Source organism: Micromonospora coriariae, assembly GCF_900091455.1.
Taxonomy (GTDB): domain Bacteria; phylum Actinomycetota; class Actinomycetes; order Mycobacteriales; family Micromonosporaceae; genus Micromonospora; species Micromonospora coriariae.
On record NZ_LT607412.1, the window covers coordinates 6,662,849 to 6,686,009 of the forward strand.

The window sequence follows — 23,161 nt, forward strand, 5'->3', positions numbered from 1 at the left end:
AGCAGCCTCGGAGAGGGTCGTGAACGGCGGTTGTACGGGGTGCGGGTCCACGATGAACACCCCGCCCGGACCCACTGAAGGCTCGGCCGTCAGCGGCGGGACGCTGCGGTCGGTCACCCGGTGACAGCGCCGGGTGCCGGAGCGGGGCCGCCCGGTCAGGGCACCTGCCGGGTGTCCCGCGTGGTCCGGGCGGCCGACGGGTCGGCCGGCGCGGTGACCACCCGTGGCGCGACGTCGACCGTGGGCAGCCCGGCCCGACCGGTGAGCGGGAGGATCAGCTCGCTGCGGCCCAGGTCGACCCGGACGGTGGCGTCCCGGTCGTCGGTCTCGGTGAACTCCGGGTCGCTCTGGCCGAGCACCAGCCCGAGCACGTGGCCGGCGGGCAGCACCGCGTCGTAGGCGTTCAGCGGCACGGTCACCGTGTACCAGCGGTCCGGCCGCAGCGGGGTGCGGAACCGCAGTGAGCGGTGGTGGGCGGCGTCGAGCCAGCCCCGGGTCAGCACCGCGTGGTCGGAGACCGCAGTGATCTCCTCGGTGTCCCGGTAGCAGGCGTCGTCGGCGGCCGTGGAGGCTCCCCAGCAGGACTCGGTGCTCAGCGTCCGCACGCCCTCCGAGCTGTCGTAACGGATCCGCTCGGCGGTGCCGTAGTCGACCAGCCGGGCGGTCAGCTCGGTGGTCGGCCGGTCCACCCGGACCCGCAGTCGCACCGAAGGGCTGCCGGAGATTCGTACCGGCGCCGCGAGCGCTCCGGAGAGGAAGACCAACCGCCCGGAGGTCGCGGTGTTCGGCTCGGCGACCAGTTCGGCCTCGGTGAGCGATTCGTCGACGTACGCCTGCTCGCGGCCCGGCCGGGCGCCGCGCCCGCCGAGCGTGCCGGCCACGCCGTCCCCGGCGCCGAGGGCGACCCGGGCCGACCGGGTGCCGGGCGCCGGCCAGTCCCGCTGCGTCGTCCACGTTCCGGGCGCGGTCTCCAGGTCGACCCGCGGCTCGTCCATGACCCCGTTGCGCAACCCCTGCAACCAGTAGTCGAACCAGCGGTGCAGGGAGTCGACCCACTCGGCGCGCCGGACGTCGAACGGGTCCTCGTGGCCGGCCTGGTAGAGCCAGAGCTTGCGGGGCACGCCCTGCTCGGCCAACTCCTGCCACCAGCGGGCGAACTGGTTGGTCGTGACGTTCAGATCGTTGACGCCGTGCGCCACGAACACGCTGGCCCGGACCCGGCCCGCGGCGGGTCGGTAGTCGCGTTGCGCCCAGAAGCCGTTGTGGTCACCGGTCTCCTCGGCGCTGTCGGCGCGCAGCCGGGCCAGCACCTCCGCGCAGGCCCCGTCGGTCCGGCCGTTGACGTACGAGTGCAGGTATCCGGGATAGTCGGCGGACCGCAGCACCCCCTGGTAGCGCATGTAGTCGTACCAACTGGAGATCGCGGAGATCGGCACGATGGTCGCCAGTCCCGGCACGCCGGTGGCGGCGACCCCGTTGGCGACCGAGCCGTCCCACGACTTGCCGATCATGCCGACCCGCCCGCTGCTCCAGGCCGCGCTGACCGGTTGGCCGTCGGCGGCGAAGGCGCGGGCCCGCCCGTTGAGCCAGTCCACCACCGCCTTCGCGCTGCCCACCTCGGCCGGGCCGCCGACGTCCTCGCAGCCGGTCGAGCGGGCGGTGCCGGCGAGGTCCACCGCGACGAAGGCGTAACCACGCGGAACGAAGTAGTTGTCGTAGAACAACGGCGCCTTGGCGATCACGCCGGCCGCGTCGTACGTCTTGCGCTCACTCTCGTTGCCCCGACCGCAGCAGAGATAGTAGGGCGAGGCGTCCATGATGACCGGCACCCGGACTCCCGCGACGGCGGCCTCGCGGGGTCGGACCAGGTCCACCGCCACCCGGTCCCGTACGCCGTCACCATCGCTGTCCGCCCGGGTCTCCACCCAGACGCTCTCCCGGATCGCGTCGGCATAGGAGTACGCGGGGACCGTGCGGTCGCCGACGACGTGTGGCGGGGTCGGGCGGTGTCGAGCTACCGCCTCGGCTGCATCGGTGGCGGTCGGCGTCGGCGCGGCGGCCAGCGGGGCGGTGGGCAGCGCCGCGAGCAGCAGGCCGGTCAGGACGGCGGCGACCCGGGCACGGGTGCGGACGGGCGACAGTGCGGGCGACATCGGTGTCCTCCACAGGGTGCGGCGCGTGGATGACATTCCATCGCATCGATACCCGTCTTGCCTAGGGCGTGTTTCAGATCCGGGCGCGGGGCAACCAGCCCAGGAACCGGAGCCGGGCCCCGGGCAACGGCAGCGTGGGCAGGTCCTGTGCGGCGGCGACGAGGCAGGAGCCGAGGTACACGGCGAGGGCGGCGCGTGCCCCACCGAACTCGGCGAGGAGCTGACTCTGCTTGGTGGCACAGGGCCAGTCGCGACCGCATCCGGTGCAGGTCCAGGTCGGTGGGCTGGGCAGGTGCTCCGGCAGCTTGGGCCGGTACCGGCCCACGACGTTGTTGTCCGGGCGTGTGTCACGTCGCCGGGGCACCGGGCCGCCGTTGCGGTGCGTGGGCTGCCGGCCGGCGGGCAGGTAGCGCCGGACGGTGCCGAGGAGCGCGCCGACGCGGACCAGCGCGTCCGGCCCCACCTGGTGGGTCAGCAGCGCCGTCAGCAGGTGGTGCCCCAGCAGGTCCAGTGAGTCGCGGTTCAGGTGCAGGTCGCGGCACAGGTCGACGAACTCGGGCGTCGTGAGCGGCACCCGGTCGTCGAGCGCCCGGCGCAGCACCTCGCGCAGCGCACTACCGAGGCTCTGCAACGCGTCCGTCTCGCCCAGTGCCAGGCTGTCCTCGCCCGCCACCCGGGCGAGCGTCTCGGCGACGGCGAACCGGACGACGCGGTCAGATTCGGTACTGTCCAATGGTCTCCCCCTACGTGGCCAGTCGCCCGGCATCCCCACGGCCCCCCGGGAATCATGAAAAGAATTCCGCCGGTGCAACCTGCATGGCTAGGCCACCGGACGCACGATCCCCGCGTGCGATAGCCGGAAAACGAAGTCGACCACCGGACACGGTGGACCAACAGCGAGCGAAACACTGGCGGATTATCGTAGGGTGGAATTCCCATCAATAGCGATTGCCATAGTAGGAATCAGCAACCGCACCGCCGGCAGCCTCGTGCCGGGACACCGCCTCCACGCACGGACACGTCCCGACCTCGCCGCCGGCCCTGGTCCACCAACCGGCGGCACCATCCCGGACGGAGACAGCGGATGACGTCACCAGTGCAGACCCGAGGGTTCGACAGCCGGGATCCGTCGGCCATCCGCCACTTCCTGGCCAGGACGTACGACACCGACCTGCGCATGCGCGGCGGGGACGACGGATACCGGCTCGTCCACAAACGTGTCGACGCCGGGCCGTTCGCCGTCGCGACCACCGGGCAGACGGCTTACCTCGACATCGAGGTGGGCGCCATCGACGGACTGGTGATCTGCCGCGCTGACACCGCCCGGGTCGACCGCACCTGCGACGGCGCGGCCCACCGCTTCGCTGCGGGCGACGTCTTTCTCGCCACCAGGCCCGACCTGCCGTACAGCGTGCGTTGGCACCCCGGCGAGGTGGAGGTCTGTGTGCTGGACCTCGCGGTGCTCTCGCAGGTCGCCACCGCCGCGCCGGGCCGACGACCCGGTCAGATCCGGTTCACCGACATCGGCCCGGTCTCCGCGAACCTCGCCCGACAGTGGCGCAACACCACCAGCTACGTCAGCGACGTCGTCCTGAACAACCCGATCGCCAGCGCGCAGCCGCTGGTGATCGGCAACGCCGCGCGAATGCTCGCCGCGTCGGCGCTCACCGTCTTCCCCAACACCGCGGTCACCGATCCGACCGCTCAGGACCGGCGCGACGCCAGCACCGCCACGTTGCGCCGGGCGATCGCCTTCATGGACGAGCACGCCGACCGGGACATCACGGCGGCCGACATCGCCGACGCCGCCGCGGTCTCGCTACGGGCCGTGCAACTCGCCTTCCGCCGTCATCTCGACACCACTCCGATGGCGTACCTACGTCAGGTCCGGCTCGATCGGGCCCACCGCGACCTGCTCCGGGCCGACCCCCGCCGGGACACCGTGTCGGAGATCGCCAGTCGGTGGGGATTCGCCAGCCACAGCAGATTCACCGCCCGGTACCACGCCAGTTACGGAGTACCGCCGCGCGAGACGCTCAACGCCTGACGGCCAGGTCGGGCACCGTCACGGACGGCTCACGAGGCGCGCGGCAGCGTGAGCCACTCCTGCCAGGTGATGTCGCGGCCCAGATAGCGGGGCTGACGAAAGGGCCAGTCGGCGGCGATCCACCGCGGCACCAGCGCGTCGAGCGCGCGCTCCTCCTCGCCGCCGACGAGGTCGTCGACCACCCACCAGGAGATCTCGCCGTCGGAGCCGGTGCGCTCGGGCGGGTCGATGTAGACGCAGCCGAGGATCGCCGTCTCCTCCTCGTCCAGCAGCGCGTAGTTGAACGACTTGTGCGCGGCTATCTCCTTCTCATGTCGCAGCAGGTCGATGCGGTCCTCTTCGTAGGTCATCGTCTCCGGGGGCCAGGCCCAGGCCGGGCCGAAGATCTCCCACAGGCGCTCTCGCGAGCCCATCACGGCCGGGTAGTCGAGCGGGGTGTCCGCCTCCCGGATCGGCCGCAGATGCAGCGCGGTGCCGGGCACGGGTACGTGAACGGGGTGTACGAATTCGTCAGGCAGCCAGCTCATGGGGGCTGAGGCTACCGCCCGGTCTCCGCGGGATGATCAATGCGGCACGTGTGCGACGTGATCGCTAGCCCCGGTCGCGCTCGTGGGTGTCGCGTGCGGCCTGCAGGTCGGGCACCGAGGCCTCCAGCAGGTCGGCGAGGCCGCGCAGCTGCTCGGCGACCCGGGCGCCGAGCGGCGTGAGCGAGTATTCGACACGCGGTGGGATCGCCGTGAGGACCTCGCGGGTGAGCATGCCGTCGCGCTCCAGGGTCTGCAGGGTCTGGGAGAGCATCCGCTCACTGACCCCGTCGATACGGCGGCGCAGCGCGTTGAACCGGTAGCGACCCTCGCCGAGCGCCAGCAGGGCCAGCGAGGCCCACTTCGAGGTGACGTCCTCGAAGGCGGCGCGGGAGGTGCAGCCCCGCGCGAAGACATCGCTGACGAGTTCCTGGGTAGGCCCCGCCGGGTCCCGGGCCGGCATGTCGCTCACCTCGCCAGCCTACCCCACAGTTACTGCTTAGCATGTGCTGTAGATTCGTAAGTGCTTACAGTTTCGCATCATCCCATCGGAGGTCGTCATGCCCACCTATGCCGTCACCGGCGCCACCGGCCGCCTGGGCCGCCTGGTGATCCAGCAGTTGCTCGACACCGGCGTGCCCGCCGCCGAGATCGCCGCCATCGTCCGCACCCCGGAGAAGGCCGCTGACCTCGCCGCGCGTGGCGTCGAGATCCGTCGGGCCACCTACGACGACCCGTCGATGCTGCCCGGCGCCGTGGCGGGCGTACGCCACCTGCTGCTCATCTCCGGTGACACGCCGGGCCAGCGCGTGCGCCAGCACAGCGCGGTCATCGACGCGGCCAAGCTCGCCGGTGTCCAGCGCCTGATCTACACGAGCATCCTGCGCGCCGACACCACAACGAACCCGCTGGCGCCGGAGCACAAGGCCACCGAGGAGGTCCTCGCCGCCTCGGGCCTGCACCACACCGTGCTGCGGAACAGCTGGTACACCGAGAACTACACCGACCAGCTGCCGCAGTACCTGCAGACGGGCACCATCCTCGGCGCCACCGGTGGCAACAAGGTCTCCGCCGCGACCCGCGCCGACTACGCGGCCGCCGCCGCCGCGGCGTTGACCCGCGAGGAGGACGGCAACGCCGTCTACGAGCTGGGCGGTACCGCCTTCACCTTCGACGAGCTGGCCGCCGCCGTGACCGAGGTCACCGGGACCACGGTCGTCCATCAGGACCTGTCGGCCGCCGAGCTGGCCTCGGCCCTGAAGAACGTCGGGCTCGACGCCGGCACGGCCGGGTTCGTCGCCGCGCTCGACCACTCGATCGCCCTCGGCGAGCTGGTGACCGACAGCGACGACCTCACCCGGTTGATCGGCCGGCCGAGCACCCCGCTGCGCGACGCGATCCGGGCCACGCGGGCCTGACCGTCGGCCGGCCCGATCGGTAGCCCGGGCGGGCGACGGGCGTCCTCACCCGCCGCCCGCCGTCGGGCTCCGCCCACACCTGCCGGCGGGGCGTGGTGGACTATCCGGCCGACTCGGCGAGGAGCAGCCCGGTCAGCAGGCTGCGCAGGGCCCGCTCGAACAGGTCTGTCCGGGGCGCGGGGGGCGAGGGCTGACTGAACGCCGCGACCAGGTGCGGGTACGCCGCGAGGTCGGCGCCGGCGAAGGTGATCGACCCCGCCGTGGCCTCGCTGCGGGCGAAGAGGCTCACCACGCCGGTCACCATCGCGATCGCCTCGAACTTGGCCGTGACGGCGCACCCAACGGGTTCCAGGATCCGGAGGCAGTTGTCGAACCAGGCCAGGCTCTCGGGGCCGATGCCGGACGGTCGGTGAATCACGTCGATCAGCCACGGGTGCCGGCGGTGCAGCGCCAACTGCCGGCGGGCCAGCAGCAACATCCCGTCCAGCCAGTCGCCCTCCGCCCGCGGGTACGGCCGCAGCTCCCCCACCACCCGGTCGGTCATCAGGTCCAGCAGGTCGTCCCGGGATGACAGGTACCGGTAGAGCGACCCGGCCCCGGTGCCCAACGCGGTGGCGACGGCCCGCATGGAGACCGCGGCGAGTCCGTCCTCGTCCGCCAAGGCGATGGCGGCAGCGACGATGGCGTCGCGGCTGTGCGCCGGGGCGGGACCGCGGCTGCCGCGTGCGGGCCTGGTCCAGATCGGTTGCCGGTCGGAGCCGCCGTCGTCGGATCTCGTGGGTGCGTCGCTCACCGATCTACTGTAAACTGCAAACGCCGTTCGCAGTTTAAGTCGAGAGGTGGGCTGACGATGGAGCGGATCACGGCACGGGACGGCGCGAGCATCGTGCTGCACTCCACGGGCACCGGGCCCGGGATCGTCGTGGTGCACGGCGGCGGCGTCACCATCGACATGTACCGACGACTGGCCACGGCGCTCGCCGACCGGTTCACCGTGCACCTCTACAACCGGCGGGGACGGGCGGACGCCCCGCCCAGGTCGACGCCCTACACCGTTGAGCAGGACATCGACGACCTCGCAGTGGTGCTGGAGCACACCGGGTCCCGCAACGTCATAGGCCACAGCTCCGGCGGCTTCGTCGCGCTGCAGGCCGCGCTCCGGCTGCCGATCGACCGGCTCGCCCTCTACGACGCCGCGGTCTCCATCGACGGCGGCTTTCCCGCCGCGTGGCTCGACCCCGCACAGGAGGCGCTGCGGTCCGGCGACATCGCCCGGAGCCTCACCATCACGGCCGCCGGCATCAATCCGCAAATGGCCGCGGCGAAACTCCCGTTCGGCGTGCGGCTGGTCATCGTCCGCGCGTTCATGCGTACGCCGATCGGTCGGATGATGGCCGACCTGCTGCCGATGACCCTCGATGAGTCAGCCCTGATCCGGGCGCACGACGGCCCTGCCACCCGGTGGGCGGGCGTTACCGCCGAAGTGCTGCTCGCGTGCGGCGCCGACGGCCCGCCCTACTACGTCGACCTCAACGAGGCGCTGGCCAGCGCGTTGCCCCGGGCCCGGACCCTGGTGATTCCCCGCAGCGGCCACGACGCCGTCAACCGGGCCTATCCAAGGTTCGTGGATCCGTTCGCCACGTTCTTCGGAGCCCCGGTCACGCCGGAACGGACGGGCCACCCCTGACGCGCCGCGCGGGTCGCCCCACCCGTGGCCGAGCGGCGACGGTCGGCCGCGGGTCGGGCGCTTGGTTAGGGTGATGGACATGCCCGCACGCCGCCCGCCCCGCCACGACGACGGCCGGAGGTGGGCCCGACCGGCTGCCTCCGCACACACCACCGGGTCGGGCGACTGGTGAGTGGGGCACGCGTACCCGTCCCGCGAGGTGAATCGGCGGCACCCGCGCACGTCCGGTCCAGACTGGTCGACGCCTGCGCTCGGATCGCCCGGTCACGCCCCTTCGAGGTCGGCATCGTCGCCGTCATCCTCGCCAACGGGATCGTCCTCGGCCTGGAGACGTACCGGGGCCTGACCGTGGCGGGCACCGCCCTGCACTGGCTGGAGTTGTTCTTCCGCGCCGTCTTCGTCGTCGAGATCGGCATCCGGCTGGCCGCCTACGGCCGCCGACCCCAGGATTTCTTCCGGCACGGCTGGAACGTCTTCGACTTCGCCGTGATCGCGGCGATCTTCATTCCGGGCCTGCACGGCGATCCGGCGCTGCTGCGTGTGGTGCGGGTCGCCCGGATGGTCAGGTTGGTGCGTTTCTCTCCGGGCCTTCGTACCATCGTCTCCGCCCTGTGGCGCAGCCTGCCGGGCGTCGGTGGTTTCCTCGCGCTGGCCGTGGTGACGCTCTACGTGTACGGCATGGCCGGTTGGCTGATCTTCGGCAGCAGGTTTCCGGACCAGTACGGCGACATCGGCCGGTCCCTGCTGACGTTGTTCGTGCTGCTCTCCCTGGAGACGTTGCCGGACCTCATCCAGCAGGGCATGACGATCTCACCGTGGACACTGCTCTACTACGTCAGCTACGTGGTCATCACCGTCAACCTGCTGCTCAACATCCTCATCGCGGTGATCGTGAACTCGATGGAGGAGGCACGCCGGCTGGAGATGACCGAACGGCTGGCCCCGGGGTACGACGAGGACGGCGACGGCGTACCGGACGAGGTGGATCGCATCGCGATCAGCCAACGGCTCGACGACCTGCGCGCGGTGATCGCCGAGCTGGAGCGGGAGCTGCGGATCGACCGGGATGACGGGCACAGCCGGCCGCACCGCGAGGACACCCACGCCGGACGCTGAGCTGGCTGCCTGTCCTGGTCGTCCTGTGCGGCAGGACCACGCGAGTGGTTCGCATCCATGTCGGCCATCCGACGCTCTCGCCTCGCGACGGTCAGTTGGGCTAGCGTCGATGGCGGTGCCATCGGTCCGGCCGAAGGGACTTCCGCATGACGGCCAGTGTCGACAATGCTCGCCCCCACTCCGACGATTCAACCACCCTCACCACGCTGATCGACGACGTGATCCGCCCCCAGGCTCCACTCGTCGACCGGGACGGCACCTTCCCCCGGCAGAGCGTGGACGCCCTCGCCGCGGCTGGTCTGCTCGGCCTCGCCTCCTCGACCGAGGTCGGTGGCGGCGGCCGGGATATGCGCACCGTCGCGGAGGTCATCGAACGACTGGCCGCCGAGTGTGGCTCCACGGCGATGGTCGTTCTCATGCACTACACGGCGACCGCCGTCATCGAGGCGCACGGCCCGCGCGATGTCCGTGCGGCCATCGCCGCGGGTGAGCACCTGAGCACCCTGGCGTTCTCCGAGTTCGGCTCACGCAGCCACTTCTGGTCGCCGACCGGCACCGCGACGACGGACGACGGTGCGGTCCGGCTCGACGCCAGGAAGAGCTGGGTCACCTCGGCCGGCGAGGCGGACAGCTACGTCTGGTCGAGCCTCCCGCTCGCGTCGGGAGCGGGTCCGATGACGCTGTGGCTCGTTCCCGCCGGTAGCGCCGGCCTCAGCATCGCCGGCGACTTCGACGGGCTCGGCCTGCGCGGCAACGGCTCCCGGCCGATGACCGCCGACGGGGTCCGCGTTCCCCCCAGCGCGATGCTGGCCGCCGACGGCGCCGGCCTCGACACCGCGCTCAGCGCGGTCCTCCCCTGGTTCCTGGTGCTGAACGCCGCGTTCTGCCTCGGTCTCGCGGACAGCGCGGTCGCCGAAGCGGGTCGACATCTCAGCGCCACCACACTCGCGCACACCGGCGCGGCCCTTCGCGACGCACCGGTCACCCGGCGCGGCTACGCCCAGTTGAAGATCCGCACCGACGCCCTGCGCGCCTTCCTCGGCGACACCCTGACCGCGCTGGAGACCGGCCGGGAGGACGCGACGCTGCGGGTGTTGCAGGTCAAGGCGCTCGCCGGCGAGACCGCCGCCGAGGTGACCGACGGCGCGATGCAGCTCTGCGGCGGCAGCGCGTTCCGCAAGGAACTGGGCCTCGAACGCCGGTTCCGCGACTCCCGCGCGGCCCGGGTGATGGCACCCACCACCGACGCCCTGCACGACTTCGTCGGCCGTGTCGCCACCGGGCTGCCGCTGCTCGACGAGGCCAACCGCTGATGGCGGCGCCGGCTGTCCTGATGGGCGCGGTCGCGTACGACCCCAAGGTGGTGACCATCTGGGAGGGCTTCCGCGCCTGGCTGCGAGGGCGCGGCCTGGACTTCGACTTCGTCCTCTACTCGCACTACGAACGGCAGGTCGAGGATCTCGTCGCCGGGCGGATCAACGCCGCGTGGAACTCGCCGCTCGCCTGGCTGCGGGCCGAACGGCTGGCGGCGGCCAACTGTGGCACCGTGAGCGCGCTCACCATGCGCGACACCGACCGGGACCTCACCTCGGTCGTGGTGGTGCGGGCCGACTCACCCGTCCGACGGGTCGAGGACCTGTCCGGCTCGCTCGTCGCAGTCGGTGCGGTGGACAGTCCACAGGCGACGCTCATTCCACTCGGGCACCTCGCGGCGGCCGGGGTCGAGGTTGACGTGCGCCGGTTCGACGTCGGCGTCGGGTTGCACGGCGACCACATCGGCGGCGAGCGCGACGCCGCCCGGGCCCTGGTGGCCAAGGAGGTGGACGCCGCCTGCATGATCGACGCCAACCACCTGGCGTTCGTCCAGGAGGGCACGCTGCCGCCCGACGGCACCCGGATCGTGGCGCAGACCGCACGGTACGACCACTGCAACATGACGGTGCGCGACCCGGCGTCCGCCGGGGTCCGGCTCTTCGGCGCGCTGCTGCGCGGCATGTCCTACGCCGACCCGGAGGTACGCCCGTTGCTCGACCTCGAAGGACTGACCGCCTGGGAGGACGGCCGCAGCACGGGGTACGACGCCCTCGCCCGGGCGGTCGACGCCAGCGGGTTCTACGCGGCCGACGGGCGGGTGACCGCCGCGGACTACCGGCCGTGAGCAGCGCGCCGGCGTCCGACGCCGAGATCCACCTCGGGGGCCTGGGCTTCGGCCGGGGCGCGCACCTGCTGGTGCAACGCGGCCTCGCCTCGCTCCCGCCCGGCGGCCGGCTGGCGGTCTCCGGCCTCGACCCCGCCCTGCCGGTGCACCTGCCCGCCTGGTGCCGGAGCCGGGGCCACCGGCTCGAATGGCCGGATCCGGCCGACCGGAGCGACCTGGTCGCGGTGGTCGTCCGCGGCGCGGCCGATGACGACCGCTGGTTCGGCGCGGAGCGCGCCGGGCCCGCCCTGCCCTCGGCGCTCAGCAGCCACCCGCCGCCCCGGTGGGGGCTCGGCGCCCGCGGTGCGCTGCTGGAAGCCGGCGGCCCCGAGGCCCGGTTCGACCTGGACGACCGCGATCTGGTGTGGGCCGATGTCGCCCCCAAACTGTACGCGCAGGCGGCGGCGCGGCAGTGGGACCCGGAGACCGCTGTGCCGTGGGACGACGCGTTCGCGCTGCCGGCCGACGTCGAGGCGGCGGTGGTGCAGGTGATGACCTACCTTGTCGAGAACGAGCAGGCCGCACTCGTCGTGCCGGCACGGTTCGTCGGGCGGATACACCCGCACTTCCGTGAGGTGATGCAGCTCCTCGCGGTGCAGATGGCCGACGAGGCCCGGCACATGGAGGTGTTCGGTCGGCGGGCGCTGCTCCGGGGCGCCGAGCTGGGCACGTCGTCGGCCGGCGGTCGGCAGTCGCTCTTCACACTCGTCACCGAGTCCGACTTCGCGTTGGCCTCGTTCCTGCTCTCCGTACTCGGAGAGGGCAGCTTCGTCGATCTGCTCTCGTTCCTGGAGCAGAACGCGCCGGACCCGGTGACCCGTCGTGTCTGCTGGCTGGCGATGCAGGACGAGCGGCGGCACGTGGTGTTCGGCATGGCACACCTCGAGCACCAGGCGACCGTGGACCCCCCGCTGCGGGACCGGCTCCGCGCGGCCATCCACCGCCGCCACGACGCGCTCGTCGACACCGCGGGGCTCAACGCGGACGTGTTCGACGCGCTGGTGGTTCTCGCGGCCGGTGGCTGGCACCCCGACGACGTGTCCGCCGGTTTCGAGCAGGTGCAGAGGCTGCAGCACGTGATGGATCAGGGCCGGCAACGCCGGCTGGTACGGCTGGGCTTCCGGCCCGACGAGGCGGCAGCGCTCTCCGCCCTGCACACCCGCAACTTCATGTAGCGATACCGGGTGGGTCGCCAACGAGCAGTACGGTTGAGCCGCCATGAACAGGGATGTCAGCTCGATCCGTGCGGAACTGCTCCACCTACGAGACCAGAGCCGGGCCCAGGCCGCAGCGTTGGACAGCGATCTGCGGAGCCTCTTCGAGGCCTCCCGGTCGTCCAACGCCGACGACGAGCACGACCCGGAGGGCAGCACTATCGCGTTCGAACGGGCCCAGCTCACCGCCGTCCTGGACGCGACGCGCCGGCGCCTCGCCGAACTCGACGTCGCGCTGCGGCGGGTCGAGGCCGGCACCTACGGCGTGTGTGAACGGTGCTCCCGCCCGATTCCCGCCGAACGACTCGCCGCCCGCCCCTCAGCGAGCACGTGTGTCGGCTGCGCCAGCCGGACCCGCTAGAAGTCGTCGTCGAAGGCGACGGTGCCGCTGACCCCGACCTGGTAGGCCGACACCCGCCGCTCGAAGAAGTTGGACAGCTCCTGCACGTCCTGCAACTCCATGAAGGCGAACGGGTTGGCCGACCCGTAGTGCGGCGCGATTCCGAGCTGGACGAGACGCCGGTCGGCGACGTGCTGGAGGTACTCCCGCATGTCGGTCAGCGTCAGGCCGGGCACGCCGTGGCCGAGCAGGTCCTCGGCGAACTGCACCTCGCACTCGACGGCCTCGGTGAGCATCTGGCGGACCTGCCCGGCGAGATCGTCGTCGAACAGGTCCGGCTCCTCGGCGCGGACGGTATCGACGACGTCGAACGCGAAGGCCATGTGCATGGACTCGTCGCGGAACACCCAGTTGGTGCCGGAGGCGAGACCGTGCAGCAGGCCGCGAGAGCGCAGGAAGTAGACGTACGCGAACGCGCCGTAGAAGAACAGTCCCTCGATGCAGGCGGCGAAGCAGATGAGGTTGAGCAGGAACTTCCGCCGGTCCTCGCGGGACCGCAGCTCGCGCAGGTTGGTGAGGGAGTCGATCCAGCGGAAGCAGAAGTCGGCCTTACGGCGGATCGAGGGGATGTTCTCGATGGCGGCGAAGGCGGCGAACCGCTCGCTCTCGTCCGGCACGTACGTGTCGAGCAGGTTGAGATAGAACTGGACGTGCACCGCCTCCTCGAACAGCTGCCGGGACAGGTAGAGGCGGCCCTCCGGGCTGTTGACGTGCTGGTAGAGGTTGAGCACGAGGTTGTTGGCGACGATGGTGTCGCCGGTGGCGAAGAACGCGACCAGCCGGCTGACCAGGTGCCGCTCGGCCGGGGAGAGCTTGTCGAGGTCCGCGAGGTCGGCGTGCAGGTCGACCTCCTCGACCGTCCAGGTGTTGCGGATGGCGTCGCGGAACCGGTCGAAGAAGTGCGGGTAGCGCATCGGGCGGAGGGTGAGGTCCATCCCCGGGTCGAGCAGCATGTGCGTGGTCCTCGTGTCGGTGGTGGTGTCGGCGGCGGTCACTGGCAGGCCTCGCACGACTCGGGGTTCTCCAGCGAGCAGGCCAGCGCCTCCGGGGCGCTCGCCACGGGTGCGGCGAGGGCGACGGCGGCGGGCGCCACGGTGGCCTGCTGGATCCGGGTGGCCGGGCGGGACCGCAGGTAGTAGGTCGTCTTCAGTCCGGCCTTCCAGGCGTACAGGTACATCGAGGAGAGCTTGCCGATGGTGGGCGAGGCCAGGAACAGGTTCAGCGACTGCGACTGGTCGATGAACGGCGCGCGAGCGGCGGCCAGGTCGATCAGCGCCCGCTGCGGCAGTTCCCACGCGGTGCGGAACAGCTCCCGGACGGCGGCCGGCAGCTCCGCGATGTCCTGCACCGACCCCTCCGCCCGTTTGATCGCCGACCGGACCGGCTCGGTCCACAGGCCACGGGCCTTCAGCTCGCGTACCAGAGCGGTGTTGACCTGGAGGAACTCGCCCGACAGGGTCTCGCGCTTGAACAGGTTGGACACCTGCGGCTCGACGCACTCGTAGCAACCGACGATCGAGGCGATGGTGGCGGTCGGGGCGACCGCCACCAGCAGCGAGTTGCGCAGCCCGTACGCCTCGACCCGCTCCCGCAGCGCTGCCCAGCGCGCTGTCTGCGTTCCCTCGACACCCCACAGGTCGGGCTGCAACTGGCCCCGCGCGACCCGGGTCTGCGGGTACGCCGGGTGCGCGCCGAAGCGCCGCGCCAGTTCGGCGGAGGTCTCCAGGGCGGTCAGGTACAACTCCTCGCTGACCCGGGTGGACAACTCCCGCGCGGCCGGCGAGTCGAACGGCAACCGCAGCGCGAAGAACACGTCCTGCAGGCCCATCAGCCCGAGCCCGACCGGCCGCCAGCGGGGATTGCTCGCCGCCGCCTCGGCGGTCGGGTAGTAGTTGATGTCGATGACCCGGTCGAGGAACGTGACAGCGGTACGGACCGTCGCGCGCAGCCGCTGCCAGTCGATGGCGCCGTCGGCGAGGTGGGCGGCGAGGTTCACCGAGCCGAGGTTGCACACCGCGGTCTCCGCGTCGCTGGACACCTCGATGATCTCGGTGCAGAGGTTGGACAGGTGCACCACGTTGCGCGGTTCGGCGGTCTGGTTGCACAGCCGGTTGGCGGCGTCCTTGAACGTCATCCACCCGTTGCCGGTCTGCGCCAGGGTGCGCATCATCTTCCCGTACAGCTCCCGCGCCGGGACCTGCCGCACGTAGCGGCCCTGCGCCTCGGCCGCCCGGTACGCGACGTCGAACTCGTCGCCCCACAGGTCGGGCAGTTCCGGCACCTCGTGCGGGTCGAACAACGACCACACCTCGTCGGCCTCGACCCGGCGCATGAACTCGTCCGGGATCCAGTTGGCCAGGTTCAGGTTGTGGGTACGCCGGGCGTCCTCGCCGGTGTTGTCCCGCAGTTGCAGGAACTCCTCGACGTCCGGGTGCCACGGCTCCAGGTAGACACAGGCGGCGCCCTTGCGCCGGCCACCCTGGTTGACCGCGGCGACGCTCGCGTCCAGCGTGCGCAGCCACGGCACGATCCCGTTGGACTGCCCGTTCGTGCCGCGGATCAGCGCACCGCGGGACCGGACCCGGGAGTACGCGATGCCGATGCCGCCGGCGAACTTGGACAGGTTGGCGACCTGCGCGTACCGCTGGTAGATCGAGTCCAGTTCGTCGCGCGGGGAGTCGACCAGGTAGCAGGAGGACATCTGGGTGTGCCGGGTGCCGGAGTTGAACAACGTCGGCGAGCTGGGCAGGTAGGCCAGGCTGGACATCAGCCGGTAGAAGTCGACCGCCTCGTCCGGGGTACGGGACAGCCCGCAGGCCACCCGCAGCAGCCAGTACTGCGGCGTCTCCAGCACCAGCCGGCTGGTCGGGTGGCGCAGCAGGTACCTGTCGTACACCGTGCGCAGGCCGAAGTACTCGAACCGCCGGTCGCCGTCCGGGTCGACGGCGTCGTCGAGCGTCCGGGCGTGCGCGGCGACGAAGGCGGCGGTCTCGTCGCCGATCAGGCCCTCGGCGTGGCCCATCCGGATCGCGGTGCTGAACGAGGTGATGCCCTGCCGGCGCACCTCCTTGTCGACGTAGCCGGCGAGCAGCCGAGCGGCGAGGCGCGAGTACTGCGGCTCCTCGCCGATCATCTCGGCCGCGGTCTGGATGGACAGCCGGTCCAGCTCCGCGGTGGTCGCGCCGTCGTAGAGGCCGCTGATCGTCCGGGTCGCCACCCGCAGCGGGTCGACATCGGTCAGGTCGTCGGTCCACCGCTCGACCGCGCGGACGATCTTGTTGACGTCCACCTGTTCGCTGGCGCCGTCGCGCTTGCGGACGTGCATCTGCGTCCGCCGCCGGCCCGGCACTGCGGTGTCGCCGCCGGTCGGGACCACCTGGGTGACTGTCACCACTCACTCCTCGCGAGTTCGAGACCTGATGGCCCTCGGACGCGAGGAGACAGACACCGGCGGACGCCACGCCGGGCGTGGGTCAGGGGGCGTCGGCCGTCCCACGCGGCGTCGGACCGCCGCACACCCGGGTGCGGGTGCACGGCGCGCTGGCAGGTCTTCGGACTTGTGGGCACGACCGGTCTCGCCGGTCTCCTACTGGCCGTCGCTTCCCAGGCCGCTTGGCGGCCCAGTGCTGATGACGGCGGTCGTTCCCACTCACCGCTGCGGGGCAGTCCCGGATTTCCACCGGGTTCCCTCTTGCCTCGACCACTGCGGATGAGCGGCCGAACCAGCTGCGCTCGACACCATATATAGGGACGACGCCGTTGTCACACCCCACATCTCGGGCATCGGCGTGTCGGCGGTCCAGTCGGTGACGACGGTCACCGGTCAGCCGGCGCGGGTGTGGACCAGGGTGGCGGCATGGGCCAGCGCGGCCTTCTCGACGGCGGAGAGGGTGGGATTGACCCGTCGAACGTCCAGCGCCCGCCGCAGTTGGCTGGCCCGGGGCGGTTCCGCGTACCGCTGGAACGCGGCGAGGCCCGCCCGGCTGCGCTCGGCGAGGTCGGCATCCGGACCGACCGCCACCTCCGCCATGATCAGCGCGGTCATGGCCAGATCGAAGTCGGCCGGTCCCTCGGCCGCGTTGTGCCAGTCGATGACTACCGGACCGCGCGAGGTCAGCATGATGTTGAGCGGGTGCAGATCGAGGTGCAGGACGCGATCCGCTGGCTCGGCGCGGAGTCTGGCCGGCAGGCTGTGGAGGCGGTCGTGCAGGTCCACGAGCAGCTCGGCGGTGGAGTCGATGTCGATCCCGCCGAAGAGCAGCGCCTCCAGCAGGGTCTGGCCGTCGAGCCGTTCGAGCACCAGGTCGGGGCCGTCGGCGGCGTACACCACCGGCACCGGATAACCGGCTGCGGCGACGTACGCCATCACCGCCGCCTCCGGCGCGGTGTCCCCGCCGGCACGGTAGCGGCGCAGCACGCGCGCCTCGTCGAGCGCGAAGACGTCCGCCTCCCGTCCGGACGCGAGCAGCACGAGACCGTCCACGATGGCCGACGCTAGCAGCGCGTGGGACGGGCCGTGATCCGGCCCGCCCCACGCGCTACCGCTACCGCCGACTCAGTTCGTGACGGTGAAGGGCAGCGTGACCCGCGTCACCGACCTGGCGCCCGCCAGCGTGATCACTGTCGAGCCGGCCTTCGCCGCCCCGGGGACGCTGACCGTCGCGCCGGCGATGACACCGTCACCGTTCGCGCGCACGGTGCTGACCGCGAGGCCGTCACCGAAGCTGACTGTGACCTCCTCGTTCGGAGCGAATCCGGCGCCGTCGAGCGTGATCGTCGTACCGTGCGGTCCGGCGGTGGTCGTCAGCGCCGCCTGCGGATCGTAGGTCGGCTTCTCCGGCTGCCCGGTCACCTGGATGGTGGCCGTCGCCGGCGTCCGGGAGGACACGCCGGTGGCGGTGACGGAGTACCGGCCGGGCTCCGCGTCACCGGACGTCGCGACGGACGCACGTACGGCTCCCGCCGCGGACGCCGCGACCTTGACGGTCCGCGCCGGACTGGTGCCGAGAGTCACGGTCACCTGCTCACCGGCTGCGAACCCGCTGCCGTTGACGGTGACCGCGTCACCGGTGGTGGCCGACGCCGACACCGCGATCGCCGGCTGGAGGCCGCCCCGCGCCACGGTCACCGTGAAGGTCCCGGTGCTGCTCGACAACGTGTCCCACGCGGTGACATGCACCGTGTAGGTGCCCTCCTGCGCATAGGTGTGCCGTCCACTCAGCGCACCGTCCGCGCCGATCGTGACGTCGTCCGGAACCGTGCCGTCGCCCCACTGCACACGGGCGCGGTAGCCCGTCGTACCGGGAACGCCGCCGCTCACCGAGCCGAGCGTGGCCGCGAGAACCTGCCCGACGTTGGCCGTCTGGTCGCCAGGGGCGGTGGTCACCAACGCGGCGACCGGCGTGCCGTCGTTCGCGATGGCGAACACATGGATCCGGCCCGCCGAGCCGGGGTCACCGGTCTGCGTCGGCAGGGTCACCGAGACGAGCGTCTTGCCCGCCGGGATCTGGTACGGCGCGGTGGCGAACAGGAACGGCTGCGCGCCGTCCCGGCTCGTGCCGCTCAGGCGGTACGCGGCCTTGGCCACGACGATGTTGCCGTACGACGGGGTGCCGTTGGCGTTGCCGCCCAGCGTCCAGTCACTCATCTGGATCGGGATGCTGGCCGTGCTGCCGTCGCTGAACGTCGCAGTGCCTGTGCTGTTCTGGTTGCCCTGGGTACCGGCGCCGATGAACGAGATGCTCCGGGCGTCGGTCGGAAGATTGAGATCGATCGTCCTGCCGTTGCCGGTGCTGTTGTCCGGCTGCCCTGCCGGGACCGCCGGCAACGTGAACCGCAGGTCCGTTCCGGGCACCTGGTGCCGCTCGCCCTGGGTCACGCCGGCTGCCGTCAGGGCGGCCCGCGAGTACGCCCACGACTTGGCGTCGCAGTTCGCCGCGAGGGTGCCCTCGTCACCGATGCAGACGGTGTCGAACGCCGCGGTGAGGCCGGAGCTCGGCGCGTAGGCCACGTCGACGCCGACCGTGACCGAGCCCTGGCCGGTGCCGTCGGTCACCGTGACGCTCGCCTGGTGGTGACCAGGCGTGGCGTAGGTGTGCGACCCGTTGATCCGGTAGACGGCCCGCGAGCTCAACGTCAGTGTGCCCTCGGTGGTCGGTGAGCCGTCACCCCAGTCGATGGTGGCCTGGTAGTCGCCGGCGGTACCCCCGGTGACGGTGGCCAGTGGCACCGAGACGGGTGCGCCGGACGTGGCGTGCACACTGCCCGCGGCGGTCACCGTGATGTCGCCGCCACCGATCTCGAGGTCGCCTCCGGCGAGCAGCTCGATCTCGGCGAGGTTGGCCTGCGCGGCGCCGGCGGTCCTGGTGACGACGAGACGGAACTGCGCGTACCGTCCCGGCTTGTCGATGGTGAACGGACGGGTCTGGTTGCGCCACCGGAACACCTCGCCCTTGCGGGAGTCGACTGTGCTCCAGGTGATGCCGTCATTGGAGCCCTGCAACCGCCAGTCCGCCGGATCACCCGCACTCGCGCCGGAGGTGAGGGTGTAGTGGCTCGGCTTCTGCTTGGCGCCACGGGAGGCCCAGCTGACCTGCGGCGTCGCGGTGGTGAACGTCAGCTGCGTGGTCGACGAGTCGTCGAACAGCTTCGACGCGTCCTGGCCGTCCGTCGCGGTGGCGGTGCCGAGCCCGGGGCCGGTGACGTCCTGCAGCGGCTTGGGCGCCTTGTCGCCCCTGGTCAGTGACGGCGGCGCGTCGTTCTTGCCGCTGCCCCAGGACGACGGCCTGGGGCCCATCTGGAAGTCGATCGTGCCGCCCTTGGCGAGCGCGGTGACGTCGATGGACAGCTCGCGCTGCTTCTTTCCGTTGACCTTGACGCCCTGCACGTAGACGTTCCTTGTGCTGTTGTTCGGCGCGTTGACGACGATGTCGCCGCTGGTGCGGTGGACTGTCATCTTCGTGAACTGCGGCGAGCCGATGGCCCAGTGGGACGACCCGGCCTGCAGCGGGTAGATGCCCAGCGAGCTGAGGATGTACCAGGACGACATCTCGCCGTTGTCCTCGTCGCCCAGGTAGCCCTGGCCGATCTCGCTGCCGACGTAGAGGCGCTGCAGGATCTCGCGCACGATCTCCTGGGTCCTGGCCGGCGCGCCCGCGTAGTCGTACATGTACGGGATGTGGTGCGACGGCTGGTTGCTCATGCCGAGCTGGCCCATCCGCACCGCGCGCGCCTCGAGCATCTCGTGGATCGTGCCGCCGTACCCGCCGGGTCGGTCGGCGTTCTCCGGGGTGGCGAAGAACTGGTCGAGCTTGTCGCGCAGCGCCTTCTGCCCGCCGTGCAGGTTTGCCAGTCCCTGGCCGTCCTGCTGGGCGGTGAACGCGAAGTTCCATCCGTTGGTCTCGGTGTAGACGCCGCCCCAGTCCAGCGGGTCACCGGCGAGGAAGTTGCCCGACGCGTCCCGGCCCTGGAAGAGCTTCGTCTTCGGGTCGAAGAGGTGGACGTAGTTGCGGGCGCGCTCCAGGAAGTACCGCGACTCGTCCTTGAGCCGCTGGCGCTCCGACTTCGGCGTGGCCGGGTCCTTGGCCAGGGCGGCGCCCATGTTGCCGATGCCGTAGTCGTTGATGAAGCCTTCCAGCGCCCACGACACCGACTCTCCGGTGGAGGTCGGCGTGTAGCCGAGGAACAGCGAGGTCTCGATGCCCTTGCGGCCCACCGCGCTGCGCCCGGACGCGACGGTCGCGTCCTTGACCGCCGCGTCGTACGCCGCGAGCGGGTCGGGCAGTCTGACGCCGGTGAGGTACGCCTGGGCCAGCGCCACGTTCGCGCTGGTGCCGGTCATCAGGTCGGCGTAACCGGGCGACGACCAGCGGGCGATCCAGCCGCCGTCGCGGTAGTGCTGGACGAACCCGTCAGAGATCTTGGCCGCGACGTCCGGGTACAGCAACGCGTAGGCGGGCCACACGGTGCGGTAGGTGTCCCAGAAGCCGTTGTTGACGTAGATCTGGCCGTCCACGATCTTCGCGCCGGTGTGGGTGGCGGTCGACGTGCCGGTCGGCGCCGACACCGGGCTCGCGTACTGCCAGCGCGGTGCGGCGGCGGTGCCGGTGTTCTCCGACTGCGAGTTCGGGTACAGGTTCAGCCGGTACAGGTTCGAGTACATCGTCACCAGCTGCGTCTCGGTCGCCCCCCGCACCTCGACCCGCCCGAGCCGGTCCTTCCAGGCGGCGGTGGCGGCGGTGTGGACCTGGTCGAAGCTCTTACCGGTGACCTCCAGGTCGAGGTTCCGGCGCGCCTGGTCGACCGAGAGGAACGAGGTCGCGATGCGCATCGTCACCTGGCGGTTCGCGGACACGTCGAAGGTGGCGGCGGTCGCTGTGGACGCCGTGGGCGCCCGGTCGAACGCGCCGGACACGAACATCCGGCTACGACCGGCCGACAGGCCGCTTCCGTTGTCGACCCAGCCGGTGAAGGTGCCGTCGGCGCCGATGGTGAACGTGCCGTTGTAGAAGACCAGGCTTCCGGTCGCCGGCCCGGACGGGAAGGTGAACCGCATGATCCCGGCATGGTCGGTGGGCGACATCTCGGCGGTGAGGCCGTTCTGCAGCGCGACCCGGTAGAAGTCCGGCTGGGCCGTCTCGTCGTCGTGGTTGAAGGCGAGCGCGCGGCTGCTGGGCGGACCGGTGAGGGGTCCGTCGCCCGCCACCGGCATGACCGACATCTGGTTGCGGTCACCCATCCACGGGCTCGGCTCGTGCGAGATCGCGAGGCCCTGCAGGGTGGGCAGGTTGGCGGCGTTGTTGACCCGGTGGTACTGGTACTCCCACGAGTCGGAGGTCGCGTCGGTCACCGGGGTGAAGAAGTTGAAGCCGTTCGGCACCGAGGTGATCGGCAGGTTGTTGCCGCGCGAGAACCCACCTGTCGAGTTGGTCCCGCGCCGGGTGTCGACGTAGTTGGTGAGCCGCGAACCGTCGATCGACGCCGGCGAGGCGGTCACCGCGACGTCGTCGAGCCAGCCCTGGAACCGGGTGTCCGCCGTTGCCTGCGGGTTGTCGTAGGCGAGCAGGATCCGGTCGATCGTCCTGCCGCGTGCGATCGCGCCGATGTCGGCCTGCACCGCGTTCCACTGGTCGGCGTAGAGGACCTTCGACGCACCCTGGCCGGCCGGGGTGAGCGCGTAGCCGTGCTGGTCTACCGGCGAGAGGCGGCTGAGGTAGCTGCCGTCGGTGAAATGCAGGTCGACGGCCGCGAAGGTGGACGGGTACTGGGGGTCCTCGCCGGTGTACTCAGGGAAGATCTTGTAGGAGAGCCGGGTCTTCGGCCCGACCGGGATGTTGACGTCGAACAGCCTGTTGGTCGCGTACGACCGGCCGTCGTCTTCGGCGCCGCCCGCGTACCGCAGCGATGCCAGTCCGGTGAAGCCGGCCCCCGGCTTCGTGGTGTAACCGCCGGACGGACCGGTGCCGGCGACGCTGACCATGGGGGCGGCCGGCGGTCGGACGTTGGAGCCGTCGCTGATGTCCCAGCCGGCGAGCTGCACGAGGGGGTCACCGGAGTTCGCGGTGATGTTCAGCCGGTAGTAGCCGTAGGCGGTCGTGTTGGTGAAGCTGTAGGTCTTCGTGGCGAACCGCCGAGGGAAGCTCTGGTCCGTCTGGGTGTTCAGGTCGACCCACGTGCTGCCGTCGGTGGACCCCTGCACCGTGAAGTTCCTGGGGTCACGGGTCGGAGCGTCGTCCCCGGAGGTCAGCGCGTACCGCACGACGGCCGTCGGCCTGGTCAGCTGGTACGTCACCCAGCCGGTCCGGTTGCGCGCCAGCCACTTGGTCGACGGATCGCCGTCGGTGAGCTTCGCGGCGACCTCGTTCGGCGGATTCTCGGCGCTCGCGGTCACCGCCTGGACCTGACCGAGCAGGCTGCCGGGCAGTACCCTGCGGCTCGATCCGCTCAGGTTGACCTGGACCGGCTTTCCACTCCGGTCGACCTCGACAGTGCTCGCGGCGGGTTGAGGGTCGGCCGACTCGAACGAGGAGCTGAAGGTGCCGGGTGGCGCGGTGGTCGGCGCGGCGCTGGCCAGGGGCGCGCCGACGAGCAGGCCCACCGGCAGCAGGACCGCGGTTGTCGCGGCGATCAGTCGGGGGGACAGGAGGCGCGCGATGGGGGGATGCGACATAGGGGCAGGGCCTTTCGCCTCGAACCGGGTCGAGTACGTCGAACGTCTGGGCGGAGTGGACAGTGGCTGCGGTCCATCGTGGTGAATTCCGTGGTGCCGCCGCCTGACATCGTTGTCATGAGGTTTCACGACGACAACATCGGGAGCGGTGGACTGTCGCTGATGGTTCCGGGTGGATCACTGTCGTGTCAATGGGTTCATCAGGGCGAAACGAGCGGTGGTCACATCCACTCCGAA

General features: G+C 71.2%; 17 protein-coding genes and 1 riboswitch. Of the genes, 8 read left to right on the forward strand and 9 right to left on the reverse strand.

The window, feature by feature from the left end:
* Window positions 1-155: 155 nt before the first annotated feature.
* Together GA0070607_RS31045 and GA0070607_RS34005 are read right to left on the reverse strand one after the other, a co-directional pair.
* Window positions 156-2,153 (reverse strand): Xaa-Pro dipeptidyl-peptidase, encoded by a 1,998-nt coding sequence (locus GA0070607_RS31045; protein ID WP_231930586.1) that lies wholly within the window; start codon window positions 2,151-2,153, stop codon window positions 156-158.
* A gap of 73 nt (window positions 2,154-2,226) precedes the next feature.
* Window positions 2,227-2,886 carry a hypothetical protein gene (locus GA0070607_RS34005; RefSeq protein ID WP_331716438.1) on the reverse strand — a complete coding sequence of 220 codons (660 nt, stop codon included), beginning with the start codon at window positions 2,884-2,886 and terminating at the stop codon, window positions 2,227-2,229.
* 351 nt (window positions 2,887-3,237) lie between these two features.
* Here GA0070607_RS34005 and GA0070607_RS32895 point away from each other — a divergent pair, with 351 nt between their 5' ends.
* Entirely contained in the window at window positions 3,238-4,200 is a 963-nt protein-coding gene (locus GA0070607_RS32895) for a helix-turn-helix transcriptional regulator (protein WP_089021379.1), read from the forward strand.
* 29 nt (window positions 4,201-4,229) lie between these two features.
* Here GA0070607_RS32895 and GA0070607_RS31060 read toward each other — a convergent pair whose 3' ends face one another.
* Together GA0070607_RS31060 and GA0070607_RS31065 are read right to left on the reverse strand one after the other, a co-directional pair.
* Window positions 4,230-4,727 carry a GNAT family N-acetyltransferase gene (locus GA0070607_RS31060; protein WP_089021380.1) on the reverse strand — a complete coding sequence of 166 codons (498 nt, stop codon included), beginning with the start codon at window positions 4,725-4,727 and terminating at the stop codon, window positions 4,230-4,232.
* A gap of 64 nt (window positions 4,728-4,791) precedes the next feature.
* Window positions 4,792-5,187 carry a winged helix-turn-helix transcriptional regulator gene (locus GA0070607_RS31065; RefSeq protein WP_089021381.1) on the reverse strand — a complete coding sequence of 132 codons (396 nt, stop codon included), beginning with the start codon at window positions 5,185-5,187 and terminating at the stop codon, window positions 4,792-4,794.
* A gap of 97 nt (window positions 5,188-5,284) precedes the next feature.
* Between GA0070607_RS31065 and GA0070607_RS31070 the strand changes: the two genes are divergently transcribed.
* Window positions 5,285-6,142 (forward strand): NAD(P)H-binding protein, encoded by an 858-nt coding sequence (locus GA0070607_RS31070; protein ID WP_089021382.1) that lies wholly within the window; start codon window positions 5,285-5,287, stop codon window positions 6,140-6,142.
* A 100-nt stretch (window positions 6,143-6,242) separates the two neighbouring features.
* On the opposite strand, the gene GA0070607_RS31075 is transcribed toward GA0070607_RS31070, so the two are convergent.
* Complete coding sequence (locus GA0070607_RS31075) at window positions 6,243-6,935, reverse strand: TetR/AcrR family transcriptional regulator (RefSeq protein WP_089021383.1); 693 nt, start codon at window positions 6,933-6,935, stop codon at window positions 6,243-6,245.
* Window positions 6,936-6,992: 57 nt separating this feature from the next.
* Here GA0070607_RS31075 and GA0070607_RS31080 point away from each other — a divergent pair, with 57 nt between their 5' ends.
* The 6 genes from GA0070607_RS31080 to GA0070607_RS31105 all read left to right on the forward strand — a co-directional run bounded on the left by GA0070607_RS31080 (window position 6,993) and on the right by GA0070607_RS31105 (window position 12,717).
* Window positions 6,993-7,829: an alpha/beta fold hydrolase gene (locus GA0070607_RS31080; protein WP_089021384.1), complete on the forward strand. Its 837-nt coding sequence runs from the start codon at window positions 6,993-6,995 to the stop codon at window positions 7,827-7,829.
* Between the two features lie 168 nt (window positions 7,830-7,997).
* A complete protein-coding gene (locus GA0070607_RS31085) occupies window positions 7,998-8,945 on the forward strand; it encodes an ion transporter (RefSeq protein ID WP_089022221.1) in 948 nt (315 codons plus the stop codon).
* A 146-nt stretch (window positions 8,946-9,091) separates the two neighbouring features.
* Window positions 9,092-10,258 carry an acyl-CoA dehydrogenase family protein gene (locus GA0070607_RS31090; RefSeq protein WP_089021385.1) on the forward strand — a complete coding sequence of 389 codons (1,167 nt, stop codon included), beginning with the start codon at window positions 9,092-9,094 and terminating at the stop codon, window positions 10,256-10,258.
* Window positions 10,258-11,103 (forward strand): phosphate/phosphite/phosphonate ABC transporter substrate-binding protein, encoded by an 846-nt coding sequence (locus GA0070607_RS31095; protein ID WP_089021386.1) that lies wholly within the window; start codon window positions 10,258-10,260, stop codon window positions 11,101-11,103. Before GA0070607_RS31090 ends, GA0070607_RS31095 begins: the two co-directional genes overlap by 1 nt.
* Window positions 11,100-12,317: a hypothetical protein gene (locus tag GA0070607_RS31100; RefSeq protein WP_089021387.1), complete on the forward strand. Its 1,218-nt coding sequence runs from the start codon at window positions 11,100-11,102 to the stop codon at window positions 12,315-12,317. The genes GA0070607_RS31095 and GA0070607_RS31100 overlap by 4 nt, the downstream gene beginning before the upstream one ends.
* A 43-nt stretch (window positions 12,318-12,360) precedes the next feature.
* Window positions 12,361-12,717 (forward strand): TraR/DksA family transcriptional regulator, encoded by a 357-nt coding sequence (locus tag GA0070607_RS31105; protein WP_089021388.1) that lies wholly within the window; start codon window positions 12,361-12,363, stop codon window positions 12,715-12,717.
* Here GA0070607_RS31105 and GA0070607_RS31110 read toward each other — a convergent pair.
* The 4 genes from GA0070607_RS31110 to GA0070607_RS31125 all read right to left on the reverse strand — a co-directional run bounded on the left by GA0070607_RS31110 (window position 12,714) and on the right by GA0070607_RS31125 (window position 22,924).
* Complete coding sequence (locus GA0070607_RS31110; RefSeq protein ID WP_089022223.1) at window positions 12,714-13,709, reverse strand: ribonucleotide-diphosphate reductase subunit beta; 996 nt, start codon at window positions 13,707-13,709, stop codon at window positions 12,714-12,716. The two genes, GA0070607_RS31105 and GA0070607_RS31110, sit on opposite strands and share 4 nt — an antisense overlap.
* A 38-nt stretch (window positions 13,710-13,747) precedes the next feature.
* Window positions 13,748-16,081 (reverse strand): ribonucleoside-diphosphate reductase subunit alpha, encoded by a 2,334-nt coding sequence (locus GA0070607_RS31115; RefSeq protein WP_231931221.1) that lies wholly within the window; start codon window positions 16,079-16,081, stop codon window positions 13,748-13,750.
* A gap of 200 nt (window positions 16,082-16,281) precedes the next feature.
* Window positions 16,282-16,498, reverse strand: a riboswitch (cobalamin riboswitch).
* Window positions 16,499-16,579: 81 nt separating this feature from the next.
* Window positions 16,580-17,239, reverse strand: coding sequence for a phosphotransferase (locus tag GA0070607_RS31120; protein ID WP_089021389.1), 660 nt, complete (start codon window positions 17,237-17,239; stop codon window positions 16,580-16,582).
* Window positions 17,240-17,311: 72 nt separating this feature from the next.
* Window positions 17,312-22,924 (reverse strand): GH92 family glycosyl hydrolase, encoded by a 5,613-nt coding sequence (locus tag GA0070607_RS31125; RefSeq protein WP_089021390.1) that lies wholly within the window; start codon window positions 22,922-22,924, stop codon window positions 17,312-17,314.
* Window positions 22,925-23,161 lie beyond the last annotated feature (237 nt).

Excerpts from the sequence above, each read along its gene's own strand:
- GA0070607_RS31045 (WP_231930586.1), bottom strand. The coding sequence starts at position 2,153 with ATGTCGCCCGCACTGTCGCCCGTCCGCACCCGTGCCCGGGTCGCCGCC.
- GA0070607_RS32895 (WP_089021379.1), top strand. The coding sequence starts at position 3,238 with ATGACGTCACCAGTGCAGACCCGAGGGTTCGACAGCCGGGATCCGTCG.
- GA0070607_RS31060 (WP_089021380.1), bottom strand. The coding sequence starts at position 4,727 with ATGAGCTGGCTGCCTGACGAATTCGTACACCCCGTTCACGTACCCGTG.
- GA0070607_RS31065 (WP_089021381.1), bottom strand. The coding sequence starts at position 5,187 with ATGCCGGCCCGGGACCCGGCGGGGCCTACCCAGGAACTCGTCAGCGAT.
- GA0070607_RS31070 (WP_089021382.1), top strand. The coding sequence starts at position 5,285 with ATGCCCACCTATGCCGTCACCGGCGCCACCGGCCGCCTGGGCCGCCTG.
- GA0070607_RS31080 (WP_089021384.1), top strand. The coding sequence starts at position 6,993 with ATGGAGCGGATCACGGCACGGGACGGCGCGAGCATCGTGCTGCACTCC.
- GA0070607_RS31090 (WP_089021385.1), top strand. The coding sequence starts at position 9,092 with ATGACGGCCAGTGTCGACAATGCTCGCCCCCACTCCGACGATTCAACC.
- GA0070607_RS31095 (WP_089021386.1), top strand. The coding sequence starts at position 10,258 with ATGGCGGCGCCGGCTGTCCTGATGGGCGCGGTCGCGTACGACCCCAAG.
- GA0070607_RS31105 (WP_089021388.1), top strand. The coding sequence starts at position 12,361 with ATGAACAGGGATGTCAGCTCGATCCGTGCGGAACTGCTCCACCTACGA.
- GA0070607_RS31110 (WP_089022223.1), bottom strand. The coding sequence starts at position 13,709 with ATGCTGCTCGACCCGGGGATGGACCTCACCCTCCGCCCGATGCGCTAC.
- GA0070607_RS31115 (WP_231931221.1), bottom strand. The coding sequence starts at position 16,081 with ATGCACGTCCGCAAGCGCGACGGCGCCAGCGAACAGGTGGACGTCAAC.
- GA0070607_RS31125 (WP_089021390.1), bottom strand. The coding sequence starts at position 22,924 with ATGTCGCATCCCCCCATCGCGCGCCTCCTGTCCCCCCGACTGATCGCC.